The 18,492-nt window shown below is 45.5% G+C and carries 15 protein-coding genes; 5 read left to right on the forward strand and 10 right to left on the reverse strand.

Features of this window, described 5'->3' with window-relative positions:
* Positions 1–3: 3 nt before the first annotated feature.
* From MMY95_RS03890 to MMY95_RS03905, 4 genes are all read right to left on the reverse strand, one after another.
* Positions 4–1,050, reverse strand: a complete 1,047-nt coding sequence (locus tag MMY95_RS03890; RefSeq protein WP_003644299.1) for a phenylalanine--tRNA ligase subunit alpha — start codon at positions 1,048–1,050, stop codon at positions 4–6.
* A gap of 327 nt (positions 1,051–1,377) precedes the next feature.
* Positions 1,378–1,737, reverse strand: coding sequence for a helix-turn-helix domain-containing protein (locus MMY95_RS03895; RefSeq protein ID WP_003638562.1), 360 nt, complete (start codon positions 1,735–1,737; stop codon positions 1,378–1,380).
* A gap of 22 nt (positions 1,738–1,759) precedes the next feature.
* Positions 1,760–2,269, reverse strand: coding sequence for an HD domain-containing protein (locus MMY95_RS03900; protein ID WP_003640309.1), 510 nt, complete (start codon positions 2,267–2,269; stop codon positions 1,760–1,762).
* A 100-nt stretch (positions 2,270–2,369) separates the two neighbouring features.
* The gene (locus tag MMY95_RS03905; RefSeq protein WP_003640308.1) at positions 2,370–3,137 is read right to left on the reverse strand and encodes an RNA methyltransferase; all 768 of its coding nucleotides are present in this window, start codon (positions 3,135–3,137) and stop codon (positions 2,370–2,372) included.
* A gap of 247 nt (positions 3,138–3,384) precedes the next feature.
* Here MMY95_RS03905 and MMY95_RS03910 point away from each other — a divergent pair, with 247 nt between their 5' ends.
* Both MMY95_RS03910 and yidC read left to right on the forward strand, forming a co-directional pair.
* Positions 3,385–3,657, forward strand: a complete 273-nt coding sequence (locus MMY95_RS03910) for an acylphosphatase (protein ID WP_003638559.1) — start codon at positions 3,385–3,387, stop codon at positions 3,655–3,657.
* A gap of 63 nt (positions 3,658–3,720) precedes the next feature.
* Complete coding sequence (gene yidC / locus MMY95_RS03915) at positions 3,721–4,644, forward strand: membrane protein insertase YidC (protein WP_003640306.1); 924 nt, start codon at positions 3,721–3,723, stop codon at positions 4,642–4,644.
* A gap of 146 nt (positions 4,645–4,790) precedes the next feature.
* Here the strand turns inward: yidC and MMY95_RS03920 are convergent, their stop codons facing one another.
* Positions 4,791–5,369, reverse strand: coding sequence for an SdpI family protein (locus MMY95_RS03920; RefSeq protein ID WP_015380257.1), 579 nt, complete (start codon positions 5,367–5,369; stop codon positions 4,791–4,793).
* Between the two features lie 363 nt (positions 5,370–5,732).
* Between MMY95_RS03920 and MMY95_RS03925 the strand changes: the two genes are divergently transcribed.
* Entirely contained in the window at positions 5,733–6,914 is a 1,182-nt protein-coding gene (locus tag MMY95_RS03925; RefSeq protein WP_104795683.1) for an exonuclease SbcCD subunit D, read from the forward strand.
* A 2-nt stretch (positions 6,915–6,916) separates the two neighbouring features.
* Positions 6,917–10,102: an SMC family ATPase gene (locus tag MMY95_RS03930; RefSeq protein WP_104795682.1), complete on the forward strand. Its 3,186-nt coding sequence runs from the start codon at positions 6,917–6,919 to the stop codon at positions 10,100–10,102.
* Between the two features lie 134 nt (positions 10,103–10,236).
* On the opposite strand, the gene MMY95_RS03935 is transcribed toward MMY95_RS03930, so the two are convergent.
* From MMY95_RS03935 to gndA, 5 genes are all read right to left on the reverse strand, one after another.
* A complete protein-coding gene (locus MMY95_RS03935; RefSeq protein ID WP_003640302.1) occupies positions 10,237–11,205 on the reverse strand; it encodes a UbiA family prenyltransferase in 969 nt (322 codons plus the stop codon).
* Positions 11,206–11,575: 370 nt separating this feature from the next.
* Positions 11,576–13,219 (reverse strand): HAMP domain-containing histidine kinase, encoded by a 1,644-nt coding sequence (locus tag MMY95_RS03940; RefSeq protein ID WP_104795681.1) that lies wholly within the window; start codon positions 13,217–13,219, stop codon positions 11,576–11,578.
* A complete protein-coding gene (locus tag MMY95_RS03945) occupies positions 13,219–13,905 on the reverse strand; it encodes a response regulator transcription factor (RefSeq protein ID WP_003638551.1) in 687 nt (228 codons plus the stop codon). Before MMY95_RS03945 ends, MMY95_RS03940 begins: the two co-directional genes overlap by 1 nt.
* A 190-nt stretch (positions 13,906–14,095) precedes the next feature.
* Positions 14,096–15,445, reverse strand: coding sequence for a replication-associated recombination protein A (locus tag MMY95_RS03950; protein ID WP_003640299.1), 1,350 nt, complete (start codon positions 15,443–15,445; stop codon positions 14,096–14,098).
* Between the two features lie 168 nt (positions 15,446–15,613).
* Entirely contained in the window at positions 15,614–17,050 is a 1,437-nt protein-coding gene (gene gndA / locus MMY95_RS03955) for an NADP-dependent phosphogluconate dehydrogenase (protein ID WP_003645183.1), read from the reverse strand.
* A 394-nt stretch (positions 17,051–17,444) separates the two neighbouring features.
* Here gndA and MMY95_RS03960 point away from each other — a divergent pair, with 394 nt between their 5' ends.
* On the forward strand, positions 17,445–18,407 hold the full coding sequence (locus MMY95_RS03960) for a cation transporter (RefSeq protein WP_053267661.1): 963 nt from the start codon (positions 17,445–17,447) through the stop codon (positions 18,405–18,407).
* Positions 18,408–18,492: the final 85 nt, after the last annotated feature.

An 18,492-nucleotide genomic window follows, 5' to 3' on the forward strand; every position in this document is an offset into this window, starting at 1 on the left:
CGCCTAACCTTTCTTATAGAACTGTGACAAGAACCGCACGTCATTCAAGTAGAAGTTGCGGATATCGTCAACACCGTATTTCAACATTGCAAAGCGGTCTGGTCCTAACCCAAAGGCAAAACCACCATATTCTTCTGGATCAATGCCAGACATTTCTAACACGTGGGGGTGAACCATGCCGGCACCCAGTACTTCGATCCAACCCGTTTGCTTACAGATTGCACAGCCCTTGCCATTGCAATTAAAGCAAGTTACATCAGCTTCTACGGATGGTTCCGTGAATGGAAAGAAGCTTGGCCGTAGCCGAACATCGAATTGATCGCCAAACAAAGTCTTGGCAACCAGAATTAAGGTGCCCTTCAAATCAGCCATCGTAATATGCTTGTCCACGACTAACCCTTCAATTTGATGAAATTGATGTGAATGGGTTGCATCATCCGTATCACGCCGATAAACGCGGCCAGGTGACAAGACCTTCAGCGGTCCTTTAGAGAAATCGTGATTTTCAAGTGACCGCGGCTGATCAGCAGACGTCTGCGTGCGTAGTAGCACGTCTTTGGTAATATAGAACGTGTCTTGCATGTCACGAGCGGGATGGTCCTTCGGTAAGTTCAACCGTTCAAAGTTGTAGTAATCTTCTTCAACTTCATCACCATCAACAATTTGATAGCCCATTCCCATAAATAGATCTTCCAATTCAGTAATAATCTGGGTAATCACGTGAGGCTGGCCTTGTGGAACTTCCCGACCCGGTAACGTCACATCCAGTTTTTCGGCAGCCAATTGCTCATTAACGGCCGCTTGTTCCAGTTCTTCACGGCGTTCATCAATCGCAGCCTGAATCCGGTCACGAACTTCGTTGGCATAAGCGCCCACCTTTGGCCGTTCTTCCGGGCTTAAGTCGCGCATTCCGCGCAATACTTCTGTAATCGGACCCTTTTTACCAAGTAAATCAACTTTGACTTGGTTAACCTTTTTCAAAACATCGGCGGATTTAATATCGGCCAAGCCTTGATCGCGTAATTCGGTTAATCGATCTTGTAAACTCATATGCTGCCTCCAATTTTTAGTTGCGTTGCGGACAAAAAAAGACCCCATCCCTGAAAAGGGACGAGGTCATCGCGGTACCACCCTTGTTTGCATAGTAGTCACTATGCACACTCACTACCCGTCATAACGGTCGGGATACCGGAAAATTATTTGTTTACACAAACGCCCAATTTCAGCTCAGAGAGTGAATTCGTCAATCTTGGTCGCCAGGGTGCTTTCAATCGGTGACACCCGTCCCTACGACGCCGTAACTAACTACTATCTCTCGTCAAGGCTTTTATCTACATTGTCAGTTTATGGCAAAGTGCCCTGCACGTCAACCCCGTATTAGGATTCGGCCGGGCTGAACCACTTATCAGACCAGTTATGGACCGTATCCATGACCTGTCGTAAATCTTGCCCCTTCGTAGTCAAGCGATACTCAATCAGGGCAGAGTCACAATGGGTTACCCGACTCACAATGCCGTTTTCTTCCAATTCCTTGAGACGAACGACCAGCACCCGATCACTGCACTTAGGAATCCGGCGTGCCAGATTCTTAAAGCGTTGGGGACCGTCTTCCAGTAAAACATCGATAATTAAACCGTTCCACTTTTTCCCTAGAATTGAGAACGTCTTTTCAAATTTTGGACACAGTTCGAAATCCACGTTGGATTCTGTTACCGTGTCAGCTAGCATTTCTGACATGCAATGACCCCCAATTATTGAATTAACCGGCGGAGACCTTGCCTCGGAACCGATCTAGTTGTTTGGCCACTTTCATACGTAATGGTCCAAAAAATTCATGTTCTGCTTCATAATCATCAACTAAAGAGACGAGCAAACTTTCACGATATTTAGGCACAGCTAAAGTTGCACCAAACATATGCTTCAAAATGATATCTTTTTCCATCGGCGTTAATTTCGTTAACTTTTCAGCGTTACGTAACGCTACCCGCGGATGAATAAATGCGTGCGAGCCGAGATCAAACTTGGTTTCACGCCAGTCATAATAAAACAAATCATGCAATAATCCACCACGCGCCACTGCCGTCGTATTTAGATGCCATTTCTTCGCTAAAACATAACTATCATATGAAACTGCAATCGAATGATCCAATCGATTTGAATGGTGGTGCTGTGTAAACTCAGCAAGCCGCTGAACGGCCGGCTGTGCTAATAAATCTTCGACGATCGCCACGTATTCAGAATCTTGTTGCCACGCATTATTAGTTTTCATCTAAAGCTCCCTTTGCTAATATCTACGGCTATTCTACTAAAAAGCCAGTCATTTTGAAAGTATTTTACCTGGATTTTAGCATTTTCTTACTAATTGTAAGTTAGCGATATAAACCGAACATTAAAACGCCAGCAGCCACGGCTACATTTAACGATTCTGCTTGCCCCTTGATGGGAATGTATAAGTTTTGGTCTGTCCGTGCCAATAATTCCCGACTCATTCCATTACCTTCGTTTCCCATGATCAAGCCAAAACTAGCCGGCGCGTCAATATCTAAATACCGGGCTGCCTGTGGATTTAACTCTGAACCGTAGACTGGTGAACCCTGCGCCTGCAATTGGTCAACCAACTTGTCGAGATCAGTACTAATCAGTTGTAAATGAAACTGACTCCCCTGCATAGCTCGTTCAACTTTGGGTTGATGGATGTCCACCGTCCCGGTACCGAAAGCGACGCCGGCAAAACCCGCAGCATCCGCAGTCCGTACCATGGTTCCAATATTTCCGGGATCTTGAACATTATCGAGCAGTAACCAAGGCCGCGTTAAATCTAATTGTGATAGATCTTCAATTGCAGCAGGCAGGGTCGCCAGCGCAAACACCCCCTGCGGCGTCACCGTCGCACTGATATGTTTGGCGACTTCATCAGAGATTTCAATGACCGCTGGAAAATGAGTCAAGTCCGGTTCGGTCGCCAATTGCTTGGCAGTAATGAGCAAGGTCTGAATCGCGACGTGTGCTTTAACTGCTTCGTTGACTAAATGCCAACCATCTAGCAAGTATTGTCCCTGTTGTTTGCGTCCCTTCTTTGTTTGGAGCTTTTTCCACGCCTTGACGTGCGCATTTTGTAATGAATTAATTTTTTCCATCGTCAACTTCCTTTAATTAATCGGTTGAAACATCAGCCGGTCTTGTCAATTCGGGGCACCCTGTATCATTCGAAAGTGTCCGTTTTATCCCAAGTATAGCATATCGCCCGTTAAACATTTCCATGCTATTATATAAGTAATACAGATTGTACTAATTATGCTAACACAATACAATCAGCAATCAGTACAATCAAGATGCTAGTCACAGGTTAGACTAGCTGAACAAGTTAAGTAAGGAAGTGACACAATGCGTGCAGTAACATTAAAAGCAACCGGCCGGGTCCAGGGGGTGGGCTTCCGTTGGGCCACTAAAGTTGCCGCTGACAAATGCGGCGTGAACGGAATCGTTCGTAACCTGATGGACGGCTCAGTCTTTATTGAAGCCGAGGGTGAAGATCAACGAGTGCAAGTCTTTATCGACGTTGTTCGGCAGTCGCCAACCGATTTTGGCAAGGTCAAGCACCTCGAAGTGCATGAAGTTGAACCACAAAACTATCACGATTTTCGGATAACCAATTGAATTCCCCCGACATCTTTAGTATCATCATCATTATATGACTTTAACAAAGGGGATTATTAACTAGTGAAATCAAAAAAAGGCCTTACGCTCACCATCACCTTAGGAACGTTAGCACTGTTTCTAAGCGGTTGTGTGCAAACGACCAAAGCTGGTAAACCATACGGGTTTGTTTACGAGTACCTTGCAAAGCCAGGGCAAAACGTGATGGAATGGTTGTCACAACTATTCGGTAACAACTACGGTTGGGCAATCATCGGCTTGACGGTCATTGTGCGACTCGTTTTACTGCCAATGATGATTAATCAACAACGTAAATCAACCTACCAACAAGAAAAAATGTCCGCGGTTCGGCCACAGATGGAAAAAATCCAGGCACGGCAAAAAGCAGCGACGACTCAGGAAGAAAAAGCCGCAATCAGTAATGAGCTCATGCAACTTTACCGTGACAACGGTATTAGCATGACTGGTGGTATTGGCTGTTTACCACTACTGATTCAACTGCCAATTTTCTCCGCCTTGTACTACGCTATTCGCTATTCGCCTGAATTATCTAAGGCGACCTTTATGGGGATCTCCCTTGGGAAATCCAGTCTGATTCTAGCCATTTTAGCCTTTTTATCCTACTTGGCACAGGGTTACCTATCCATGATTGGTTTACCTGAAGAACAGAAGAAGACGATGCGTCTCATGCTCATTATGAGTCCGGTCATGATTTTATTTGTTTCCATGTCCGCTCCCGCAGGTTTAGGACTTTACTTCTTCGTTGGTGGTTTGTTTGCCTGCTTGCAAACACTGATCATCAACTTCTTCCGGCCACGTATTCGGCGCGAAGTTGAAGCAGAACTCAAAAAGCACCCCATCAAAACACCAACACCGACGCAACCAAAGCCGATTAATGCAACTGAATCCAAGCCTAGTCATCCTCGTCCGCAAAATAATGCGGGGCGTGGTCGGAATGCCGGTAAACAACAACGACACCGTAAATAACCACTGAAGCTTAATCAACACTAAAGCACCGTCATGAAAATTCTCATGGCGGTGCTTTTTACGTTGCACCTAACCGGCACGCAGCCGTCCCCTTAACTGATTTCGCAAACATTACCACGAGATGCCAATTAACGCTGCCAGGCCGATCAGATCAATTTCTTACTTAGCTGGTAGGAATAACCCACGGTCAAAATCACGACCAACACGATAATCGTAACAAAGACATTGAGAAATGAGTCTGTTGACATCTTTCCCATCGCTACTAACAGCGGTCCTGAGATTCCAAATAATCTGCCTGCTAGCACATTAGTCCGATGCCAGTTTTCTTCTGACAAATAGGTCCACGGAATCCGGATTCCAACCAAGCGATTACGAGAAGTATATGCCATCGGTAATGCGACAATCGAGATGATTATCGCGATCAGCGCAAAGCCAATCGTGGAAATCCGGTTGAAATCAATAAGTAACAAATAAAATAAAACGGTCAAGTTAATATCAGCACCGAGATACGTTCCCTTGCGCCAGTTGGAATTCTGTTTACAGATCAAAATTAAACTAATCCCAATTAAAAATAACCCACCAACCACGGCCAACGGTGCATTACGAATTTGCCACATGGGCCCACCACTGGCCAGTTTAATCACTACTAAGATGACCAAATTGATTAAATTTACCATGATAAGCAATTTAACCCCAAGCGTCTGTTGCCATTTTTCTGGAATCATGAGTAAGCCCCCATTCTAAACTGCTAGCCAGATAAGGTTGCAGCGCCATAATTATTCCAATACCGAGTCCTACGTTATGCGTGACTAAAACACGCAATCGCTGAAAGCAAGGATGACCAGCAAATTACTCACCCGTATGTTGCAATCAATAATTGCTCAACTAGTTAAGCGCAATTATAGCTGAATTGCATAATAAGGGGTAGAACTTGCCCACTTTCAAGTTTGTCCGCCAACATTCCAAACTAAATCAAACGTATTTCGTCAAAATTAATCTACTTTGGGCAGACGACACTTCGAGACCTGAAATTTTATGTAAATATGCGATAATGGAAATTAACAATTCAAACTCAAGGAGGAACTCCCATGAAGTTACTACATACAGCGGATTGGCACATCGGCCGGACGCTTAACGGTTATTCTTTGTTAGATGAACAGGAAGCAGCGTTCAAGCAAATTCTAACGATTGCATTGGCTGAAAAAGTTGATGGTATCGTGATTGCTGGGGACATCTACGACCGGGCCGTTCCGAGTACCGATGCGGTCACTTCACTCGACCACATGCTGCAGGCTATTAATATCGAGCATCACCTACCAATCTATGCCATTGCTGGCAACCATGATGGCGCCAAACGTCTCAACTACGGTCGTGAATGGCTAGCCTATAATAATTTTCATATCAATACGTTACTAGCCGAGGCCTTCACGCCCATCGAGACCCCAACGGTACAAATCTTTATGTTACCGTTTTTTGACCCCATTGACGCGCGGGTCTACTATCAGCAACAAGGTTTGCCCGAAAAACAAGTCAAGGCGATTCACACCATTCACGATGCGATGCAACGCGTGGTTAGTGACCTCGTTACCACCTTTGATCCTGAAAAACGGCACTTGTTGATTACTCATTTTACCGTTACACCCAAAGCAGATGACGACTTGGAATTAACAAGTGAAACAACTTCCAAAGTGGGCGGTTTGGCGACGCTGACCACCGATTTATTCGCAGACTTCGACTACGTGATGCTGGGCCACATTCACACTCGGTTAGCCTCACCCGACAAAGATCGAATTCGTTATGCCGGTAGCCCCGTCAAATTTAACGTCAAGGAAGCCAACCCTAAGTTCCATGGCAAAGGTGTTGAAATTGTGACAATCACACCCACTGCGATCACCCATGAATTCAAACCAATTCAGCCGCAAACTGACTTGGTTACGTTGCGTGCGCCTTGGGAAACGTTACTTGATCCCAACTTTTATCAGCAACAGCCGTTAAAGCAGGCTTGGTTTGCGATCACCGTCCAGGAATTCGACCGTAGTAAGCATCTGAACGTCCGGGCGCAACTCGAACAAATCTACGGCACCATTGTCGAACTGGACTACGAATCGAACCACCAAGCCACCGCCATTAGTGGCCCCAAAAACATGAACGAACTGAGTCCTGATGCAATTGTTGGGCAATTTTTCCACGCGATTACTGGTAACCAGCTCTCAACGACACAACAACAACTCGTTGACCAGATTTTCGTCAACTTAAGAAAAGAGGATTAGCCGTGAAACCCGTTTATTTAGCCATGAACTATTTTGGCCCCCACGAACATTCAATTATTGATTTTAGCAAGCTAGAAAGTACCCCGATTTTTCTGATTAGTGGTGATACTGGGGCCGGTAAATCAACTATTTTCGATGCCATGACTTTTGCCCTCTTTGGCAGTACGACGAATGATGGGACGGATGGTCGGGCAGCCAAAGAGATGCGCAGTCAGTTCGCCCCCGCTGACCAACCGACAAACGTCACCTTCTACTTTGAGCAAGGCAATCAACTCTATAAGATTGCGCGCTCCCCTGAACAATACTTAGCTAAGAAAAAAGGATCTGGACTGACGAAAAAGAATAGTACGGCCAAATTAGCTGTCGTTGATCACGTTGGTGGCGTGGAGATTGAGAGCATTGCAACCAAGCCGGCCGACGTTGGTCCCGAGATCACGACCATCTTGAATTTGACTGCTGATCAATTTAAAAAAATCATTCTACTCCCCCAAAATGACTTCTCGGAATTCTTAAAGTCAAAAACGACTGACAAGGAAAAAATCCTTAAAAAGATTTTTGGAACGCAACTTTATTCAGACTTTACTGCGGAACTTAAAGCGGAGTATCAAACCGCCAGCAAGACTGGTGATCAGTTTGTCGCCGATTTGCGGGTCGCACTAGCCTCAGCAACTTGGAATGATGCGGAACAGGCTCAACTTCAAGCAGTTCCGGACGATCAAAAAATTCCACTACTACGAGCATTTGTTACGACGCGTCAAAGTGTTTTTGACCAAGCACAGCAAACGACTAGTAAAATCAATCGGTCTGTTAAAGCGGCCGAAACGACCTACCAGCAAGCACGCGATCGCCAACAACAATTTGACCGGCTCACACAGGCGCAAGCTGATTATCAAACTAAAGTTGAAGAACAAACACCGGCAATTACCATAGCCAAGCAACAGTTGCACGCGTTAACTTGGGCCCAGCCCCTACAAGCCACCATGCAATCCCTCACTCAACAAACACGTGACCAAAAGCAATTGACGCTTGACCAGCAAGCAGCTATGGATAACGTGCAACAAGCGCAGGACGACTATCGCCAAGCGCAAGCTGCAGTTCAACAATTACATGACCAAAGTGAAGCTAACCATCAGCACCAGCAGCGCTTGGAACAATTGGCCACGTTGATTCCACAAGCGCAACGCGTTGAAAGTCTCATCGCACAGCTCGCAAAGCTCAAGCCGAGTGTCGCTGATCTGAAGGCGACTTTTGAACAGCACCAAACCGTAATAAAGGCATTAACAGCCAAAATCACCACCCAACAAGCGAACTTGCCATCTATTGATGACTTACACGCCACTAAAGATTTGCTGATTAAACAACGAGAACAGTTCGTCGACACCCTGACACCACTTGATAGTCAATGGCGAGGTGCGCAACAAGAACAGCAGCGCGTCACCAAGCAACTGACTGATTTACGGGCGCAGCTTGCCCGCGATGAACAGAATCAGCACAATGCGCAAGTCCAATTTGAACAACAACGTGGTCAACGCCAAAGCTTAATGATTGCCCAACTACAACAAGAACTCGTTGACGGCCAGCCCTGCGTGGTCTGTGGATCAACCGATCATTCACAGATGCCGGTCACAACCATCGTTGCAAATGAAGCTGACTTACGACAATCCATGCAAGCCGTTGACGACGCTCAAAACGCGCTGGCGGCAGCCAACAAGCAAGTGGAAGCAACTCAACAACGTGTCGAACAGGCTGAAAAAGAAGTTGACCAGGCTACGCAGCAAGTAACCACCGCCCAAACGCAACTAACTTCAACTTACCAACAGTTGATTGAAACCAACGGACTAGCACTCAAGTCACCCTACGATTTGACCGCAGTCAGGGCTTTTTTCGCTGAGCAACTCGCCACAATTACGAAGAAGCTTGAGGCAGCCCAACGAGTGGTTCAAGCTATTGAGAAATATACTGCTGAACTGGAAGCACAACAAAAACAGGCCCAACAAACGGAGTTACAGTTAGGCGAACAACGGGCCTTATTGCGCAATAAAACAGCCGATTTGACGGTAGCTCAGGCAGCCATTGGTACGGACTTACAAGTCACAAGCGCTGACCTGCTGGCCGAAAAAGCGCATCTCAATCAGATCGTCGCGACCTACCAACAACGCCTAGAGGCCGCCCAAGCCACCGTTCAAACCAGTCAACTTACTTTATCAAAACATCAAACTAAGCTCGATGATTTAAACGACCGGTTGAAGACAACACAGGCCACGCGCACGCAACTTGAGCAAACAATCGCACAGGCCCTAGCTGCTCCAGAAGCACCGACTCATGACCAAACCGTACTTGAAAATTGGTTAGAAGAACTCGCCAATGGTCGACTGACCGCCCTGCAAGTCCAAATTGCCACCTATCGGCAAGACAAGGAGCGTCTGACAACCGAAATCAAGCAACTGCAAACCGCCTTAACGAACGTTGAACGACCGAATATTACGGGTATCCAAGCTCAGCTGGCCGACCTGCAAGCTCATAAGGATCGAGCACTGCAATCCCAAACCGTGGCGGAACAAGCCTTAACCGACGCGCAAAGTTGTCTCGAAAAAGTCCAACAAATCATGCACCAGCAAGGCACATTTGCAAAGCGGTTCGCCGAAATTACAAGCCTGTATAATATCATGACTGGTAAAGATGGCAACGATCACAAGCTCAAGTTAGAGACCTACGTTGTCCAAAACTACTTGCAACGCGTCTTAAACTACGCCAATGATCACTTTATCAATCTGCTTTCCAATAACCGCTACACATTTGAACTAGCTGCCGAAGCGAGTGATAACCGCAGTGACCACGGCCTCGATATCAATGTTTACGATAATGAGACCGGCAACTCGCGTTCATCTAACACGTTGTCCGGTGGTGAAACCTTCATTGCTGCTCTGTCGATTGCACTCTCGCTCAGTGAGGTCATTCAATCTTCGGCTAATGGCGTCCAAATCGACGCACTATTTGTCGACGAAGGCTTCGGCTCCCTGGATGATGAAACTTTGGAAAAAGCGATGCAGGCACTCGAAACAATTGGTGAAAACCGAATGGTCGGTGTTATCAGTCACATTGAATCAATGAAACGAACGATTGGCCAACAAGTTCTCATCAAAAAGATGGGGGATGGCCGCAGTACCGTGCGGTTGATCAGTAAATAGCCGCCGAAAACAACCGCAGTACATGACTAACAAGGTCCAAAAAACAGCGACACAAAAAACGGCGGCCGTCATTCAGCAATTATGCTGGATGACGGCCGCTGTTTTTGTGAACCATCCCAATTAATCAGACCGGATTAAAAGAAAATACCCAGGATCAGTCCAAGTAATTGCATGCCTTGAAACATCATCAAATTTTGTGGTGCCGTATTAAAGGTGGTTTCTTTCACTTGCACCGCGTTAAAGGCCCGAATATTCTTCAAAATTTTTGGTAAAACGAGCAACACTGCCAGCTGATAAATCGGTAGTATTTGTAAAACAACACTCATCAGCACTGGCAAATAACCTAACAGCGCTAGCGTATCGTAGACCCGTAGTGACCAACGATGACCAATATAGTACGGAACCGTATAACGTTCATTGCGAATATCCTGTTGTAAATCTGAAATATTATCAGCTAACATGATATTCGCAACCAAGAAAATCCCTGGTAGCCCCACTAAAATCATGACCAATATGTTCTCTAAGTTCCCCACAATCGCAAACTGCGGCCAAGCAAACTTAAAGCCCGCCAGTACGGGGGTCGCGACGTTCATATAAACACTCAGAAAGAAAACGCCAAATCCTTCGACACATCCTGACAGTAATTCACCCAACGGGAAGCGCGAAAACGGCACCGGGCCATAGGTATAGAAGATAGCCACACCAATCGCTGCAGCGCCCATGAACAGTAACAATAGGTTTGTTCTGACGACTAGCACTAATCCTAAAATAATTGCAGTTGCTAACATCGCTAGCATCAAATTCAATGATCGTCGTGGTGATAGGTGCTCACGGCCAACAATGTTATAAGTATCCCGATAATGTAAATCCTTAGCCAAGTAGTAATCCTGCACGTTATTAAACCCCGTCACAAACAATGCAATCGCTACTTGTGCAACTAAGTAAATTAACGAATTGATCCAATTAAACGCATGAAAATAATAGATTGAAAATAAAATACCAATAAAATACGGCACCACACTAGCTGCCTTGGCATTTAGCCGAATGAATTCCAAAAAAATTTTGAACGTCATTGGCCGATAAGTTGGTTCGTTCGTCAACAACTTCGCCCCCTGATTAAATTAACTACTCTTCCACTATACCAAAAAAGGTTACTTGTGAAAATGGTTTCATGATGAACATACCAACAAATATCGGTCAGCTTAAATATATTTCGAGTCGGATCAATTTGAATCAGGATTAAACCCAGCCTGCTGGTGTACAACCTATTCGTCGTTTAATCAGCATCTTACTGCGCCCTATCGGACTGTCAGTCGATGCTCAATATTGATCCAGGCCTCCCTCAAAATCACGATATGATCCCATAGGCCGCGGCTTTAAAATTCATTACAGCGCAATTATCCATACTGAAAACGCACATTCAAGTTAAATTAACTTGAATGTGCGTTTTAAATTCATCAATGATTCGATTACCTAGTGGTCGTGCTCATGATCATCCAAGGGCGCTTCATCTTCATCACGAGTAGCTGGTCGGATTCCGGCTGGCAGTTCCGACTTGGCAATCTTTTCAACATCATTCGTTTCAGCCTCGGCCTTAGCTAAGAGCTTCGCGTCCCGTAGAATCGGTAACTGGAACCGAAAGATCGAGCCTTGGCCCACCACAGATTCAACACTAATATGACCATGGTAACCTTCAACTAACCGTTGCGCAATGGATAATCCTAACCCGTTACCACCCTTATCACGGCTACGCGCCTTATCAACCCGATAGAAACGGTTGAAAACCCGATCGAGATTGTCCTTAGAAATACCCTCACCAAAGTCTTGGACGGCGACTTCAATGTAGCGATAATCCGTGGATAATGATAAATGGATTTCTTTACGTCGTGTCGAGTACTTGACCGCATTATCCAATAAAATAATCAGAATTTGCTCGAGGTGATTACGGTAAATCTGAGCATACACCGGCTTTTTAACATCATCATCAAACGTAAAATGAAAGTCGGGATGAATCATCGTAAAATCGTTAAATGCTTGCGTCACTAACTTCTGAACGTCCGACGTCTCATGGCTAAAATTGATTTCCAATTGTTCAGCACGCGATAAGTCCAACATTTCTTGAACTAAGCTCTGCATTCGCTTGGTTTCTGACAAACTAGCCGCCAATGATTCCGACAACACTTGCGGATCATCCTTGCCCCATCGATTCAGCAACTCCATATGGCCCTGGATAATTGCCACCGGGGTCCGTAATTCATGGGAAACGTCTTCAACAAATTGCTGCTGTTGACTAATATAGCGTTGCATCTGATCAAGCATATCATTGAATACGACTGCTAAATCCGACAATTCATCATTGCGTTTAAGATCGGGCACTCGCGAGTCAGTTTGCGGATCATCATTGACCGCATTAATCGTCTGTTTGATTTTACGCATTGGCCGTAATAGAAACGCAGCTAAGAAATAGCCCAGTAGCGTGGCACCAAAAATAGTGATCATTGTCATCACAATAAAGATCCAGATCAAATTCTGAGTCGTTGAATGGTATTCCGCCAAATTATCGGTGACCTGGGTGTAACCAATCAAACGGTGATTGCTAGCCGCATAAATGGGCGCCCGCCCAACTAATTCAGCATCACTTCCTCGGCCAATCACCACCACCTGACGCGTCTTATTCTTAGAGAACTCATGTGCATCCTTGCGGGATAGATAGAGTGTGTTCCCGTGTGGATCATAAACCGTCACAGCTAAGTTTGTACGGGATAAGGCTGTTAAATCAGAATCTGAAAAGATTTTACTTTGCAGCACACCATGCTTACGTTCACTCATGGTAGTTGCCGGTTCAACGCTCGCTTCGGGTTGCAATTTAGCGGCCACCGATTTAATGGTCAGTCCCTTCGACTCCGTTCGTAACGATTGTTGCACCGTTGTAACAGCACTAGCCACGTTCCGTTGTTCTTGGCGCAATAAGAGGTTCGTGAAACTCTTATAGACCAATAATGAAAAACAAATAAAAATGAGCGCGGACCCAATTGCGGTCCCGAGCGCCCATTTCCATTTTAATGACCAACGGCGCCGTGGTTTAGACGTCACTTGATTCGTATCAGCGTCAGTCATTAAGAACGAATCACGTATCCAGTCCCACGAACAGTTTGGATGTAACTCTTTTCTCCTGGTCGGTCAATCTTGTTCCGTAAGTAACGGATATAAACGTCGACGACATTCGTTTCAACTTCTGATTCGTAACCCCATACTTTGTTTAGTAAGACATCACGAGCGAGGACAACGTTAATATTTTCCATTAAAGTTAATAACAGTTCATATTCACGCTTCGTCAAGTTGATGACTTCGTCGCCGCGTTTAACGACTAAGTTTTCCTTTTCAATCGTCAAGTCTTTATAAGTGACGGTCGTTTGTTTAGTGCTTTGTTGTTCACTTTCCAAATCGATTCGCCGCAATAGTGCTCGTAAGCGGGCAAGTAATTCTTCGATAGCAAATGGCTTAACAATGTAATCATCTGCCCCATGATCCAGGCCGGAAACTCGATCAATCACGGAGTCACGGGCCGTCATCATAATAATCGGCGTGTTCTTGACTTCACGAACCCGCCGGCAGACTTCCAAACCGTTCAGTTCCGGTAACATCAGGTCTAATAGGATGGCATCAAAATCTTCAGCTAACGCTGCGTCTAACCCTTTACGGCCGTTATATTCGACTTGAATATCATAGCCTTCGTGTTTTAATTCTAATTCAACGAAGCGTGCGAGGTTTTTTTCATCCTCAATAATTAATATTCGACTCATTTACTTTTAGTCACTCCTAATATTCAACTTATCTAAAAACCGTACGAATCAGTGATTTATCACCACTAACCTGCATTAAGCTAGTACAACATGTTATTTTAACATGAAAACGCTGAATTTCCTACACCCCAACCAGGGTCTGCTCCTCACCCAAATCTAATTTTAGTGAATTCTCATTAAATTGCAATCTTTATGTCTCATCATCTGACGGTTCGGTTTGCGGATGTTGCTGGTGCCACTGGCGAATAGCAGCTAGGCGCTGTTGCCAGGCTTTCTCCTGTCCCTGGCTAGTCGGCTCATAGTACCGGTGCTGTTTTAACTCAGGTGGCATCGTCGTCATCGTGGTTAATTTGGCCGCTGTATCATGGGCATATTTGTAATCAGAACCATAACCTAAATCTTTCATTAATTTTGTCGGTGCGTTGCGAATCTGTAAGGGGACCGGTAAATTACCCGTCGCTTTGATATCTGCTTGCGCTGCCGATTTAGCCGCGTATAATGCATTGGACTTCGGTGCTAAGGCTAAATAAGTCACTGCTTCCGTCAAATTCACGTCACACTCAGGCATACCGATCAACTGGCACGCCTGAAAGACTGCTACCGTCAGTGGCAATGCCTGCCGGTCAGCTAGCCCAATGTCCTCACTCGCAAACCGAATCAAACGCCGAGCGATATACAGCGGATCTTCACCGCCGGCTAGCATCCGCATCAACCAGTAAATCGCCGCGTCAACATCACTATTACGCATTGATTTATGTAACGCGGAGATAATATTATAATGCTCCTCGCCATGCTTATCGTAGCGCAACGACTTAGTATTGATCAGTTGCGATAACCCGGCCGTAGTAATCGTAACGTGCTTGCCATCGCGGTCACCGTTCAAAACAGCCATTTCTAACGTATTGAGCGCCATACGAGCATCACCATTAGCAAATTCTGCGATCAACCGTAGTGTATCAGGCTGCATCGTAATCTCAAGATCCGGAAACCCCTTCGGATTCTGCAAAGCGCCCTGTAAGACAGCTTCTAATGCGTCAGGCGTCAATGCCTTTAAGACCAATACTTTGCACCGTGATAATAGGGCCGCGTTAATTTCAAATGAGGGATTTTCCGTCGTCGCACCAATTAACGTGATACTGCCGCGCTCAACATATGGCAAAAAGGCATCTTGTTGGGCTTTATTAAACCGGTGAATTTCATCAATAAAAACAATGGTCTTTTCACCAAAATCTCGATTAGCCTCCGCTTCATCCATGATTTGCCGAATTTCTTTAATGCCACTCGTCACCGCGCTAAACGTAATAAAGTGCGACTGGGTCTGTTGCGCAATAATTTCGGCTAGCGTGGTCTTGCCGACTCCCGGTGGTCCCCAAAAAATCAGGGATGGTAACTGATCTTCTGCGATTAATTGTCGTAATAGTTTACCCGGGCCAAGTAGATGCTCTTGGCCCTTGAAATCCGCCAGCGTCACTGGCCGGACCCGGTAAGCCAACGGACTACTACTAGATTTATCCGGGTTAAATAATGATTCTTGTCGCATGGCGACCCCCACTTTCGCGTTTATTCATTACTCTCAATTTTAACGCAAACGTACGTTCTAATCCACTCAAACCAACGATCATTACCGCACAGCCACCCACAGCACAAAAAAACTGCGCCTAATCACGCGTAACGTCATTAGCCACAGTTTAGTTCATTCAAAATGATTTTATTGTTCTTCGTACCAACTGTAATGGTATAACCCTTCACGGTCAGTCCGTTCATACGTATGCGCACCAAAGTAGTCCCGTTGCGCTTGCAACAAGTTAGCAGGTAGCACTTCGGCCCGGTATGAGTCGTAGTATGACAATGCCGCACTAAATGATGGTACCGGTACACCAGCTTGGATCGCTAAGCTAAGCACTTCACGTGTTGATTGTTGATACTTGGCGGCGATGTCGGCAAAGTAGTCGTCCATCAATAAGTTATTTAAATCAGGCTTCTTATCAAAAGCATCCGTGATGTTTTGTAAGAATTGGGCCCGGATGATACAACCAGCACGCCAGATTTGGGCAAGTTCACCGAACTTCAAGTCCCAACCATAATGTTCAGAAGCGAAACGAAGTTGTTCGAAGCCTTGCGCATAACTCATAATCTTGCTGAAGTAGAGGGCTTGACGAATCTTCTCAACCAATTCTTCCTTGGCTGGCAAGTCAACGTCAGCGGTTGGGCCAGCTAATTTCTTAGAAGCGGCAACCCGTTCGTTCTTCATCATTGAGATGTAACGCGCATAGACCGCTTCCGTAATAACGGATTGTGGCACTTGAACGTTCAAGGCATCTTCGGAACTCCACTTACCAGTTCCTTTGTTGTTCCCACGGTCTAAGATCATGTCAACGATTGGCTTAGTCTTATCCGCACCTAAATCATCCTTACGTGACAAAATGTCAGCGGTGATTTCGATCAAGTAACTGCTCAATTCGCCTTTGTTCCAGTCCGTAAAAATATCGGACATTTCATCAACGGACAAGCCCGCGACGTTGCGCATGATATTGTATGATTCATCGATTAACTCTTCATCACCGTATTCAATCCCGTTGTGGACCATCTTAACGTAGTGACCAGCACCGTTCGGGCCGATGTAAGTCACACATGGTGCACCGTCTTGAGGCGCTTTAGCAGAAATCTTTTCCAAGATTGGGGCAACTAAATCATAAGCTTCCTTTTGACCACCAGGCATCAATGAAGGGCCTTGTAAGGCACCTAATTCACCACCGGAAACACCCATACCAATAAAGTTGATTCCGGATTTATCTAAGCGGGCGTTACGCGCCATCGTGTCATTAAAGTTGGTGTTCCCACCATCAATCAAGACGTCGCCTTTATCTAATAGTGGTAATAATTCATCGATAACGGCATCGGTTGGCTTACCAGCCTTAACCATCATGATAATCCGTCGTGGCGTTTCAAGTGAAGCCACGAAGTCTTCGATCTTATAACTTGGTACTAATTGCTTGTCAGCATGGTCCTTAACGACCTTTTCAGTTTTGGCACCAGTCCGATTAAAAATCGCAACCTTGTAGCCGCGGCTTTCGATGTTCAACGCCAGGTTCTTACCCATGACGGCCATCCCAATGACACCAATTTGTGGTTTTTCATTACTCATTAGTTTATTGCCTCCCAATTTTTAATACGCAACTATCGTACCAAAAAACACGCTGTTAATAAAGTAAATGACCGCAAATTTTAAAATTAATTTCATATAATTTATCGCGGGAAGAAATTAATTTTCATAGAACCATCCAAAAAGGTTACTTGCCTTTCAAACAGCACCAACTGACAAAGTTAAAAACACCGTGCTAGGCTTACAGTAAAATAAACGGATAACCTTCATAGATCGGTTCGTGGTGTTTAGGCTAGTGTCCTCATTGTTATTATGACGTTCCGCACTTTTTTTATTCGTACATGCCCGCTGGTGGCCACTTTTACCAGAGAGACACCCTAGCACCACTAATCCTGACCAGCAGTCCAATTCAAGATAAGTAAGGAGGCCCCTAATCATGTCTATCCAACGACTGCCAGATTGGCATCAAATTGAACGACCCGTTGTTATTTCGCTTAAAACGGCCCGTCACCATCTCTGGGGCAACGTGGCCGTTTATTTGGGCTTATTTATTATCGAGCTTCTAGGGGCACGCTGGGGCCACTCACAGGCCCTACGTGCGGATGCCTTTAATAATTTATCTGGAATTTTTTCGACCGGGCTACTCATGACTGGTCTATTCATCGCCAGTCGCACGCACGATGACGATTTATTTGGCGCACCCATCGCACCCGCGGAGCAGCAGCAATTAGGACCCCGAATCCAGCAATCCCGCTTTCGTTTTGAGACGATTTTTAATTTACTAGCCGGCACCATCATGGCTGCCATTGGAATCGACATTATTATCAAAGGCGTAATGACATTCGCCACCCGTACCCCCTTCAAAAACCTCAGCAGTATCGCCGGCTTGGCCGCCGGGTTTTCCTTCGTGGTGCTACTGGTTTTATGGGCCTTCAATCATTATTGGAGTCGCAAACTTAACAATGCTGCCCTGACCGCAGCGAGCCGTGATACCTTCACGGACGCGTTGACCAGTCTGACTACCGTTCTTACGATCCTTGTCACGGTCAAGCTCCACCTTCAGTGGTTCGATAACCTGATTAGTATCGGCTTAGGGCTATACATCCTCAATACTGGCACCAAAATTTTTCGAGAAAGTAGTCTGAACCTAGTTGACTATTTCGATCCTTACCTTGAAGATCGCTATCAACGGCGAATTGCTGATTTAACTAGTGTCCGCAAAGTCATTTTTCTCAAGGCTCATTATGATGGTAATCTCATCATGCTGCGAGCCACGATCGTTGTGCCACCTCGGATGACGGCGATTGAAATCACACGTCTGATTGAAACCATCAATCAAATCATGTGGCAAGAATTCGGTGTGATGGAAACGGACGTGATGATTACGACTAGCTATTGATCAAATCAGTGATTTACAAAATAGGCGATACGTTTAGCCGGCTGACCATTTCAAGACTAGTTGCTGACAAAATGAAGCTACTTAC

Source organism: Lactiplantibacillus sp. ME-2, from assembly GCF_022549155.1.
Classification (GTDB): Bacteria; Bacillota; Bacilli; order Lactobacillales; family Lactobacillaceae; genus Lactiplantibacillus; species Lactiplantibacillus plantarum.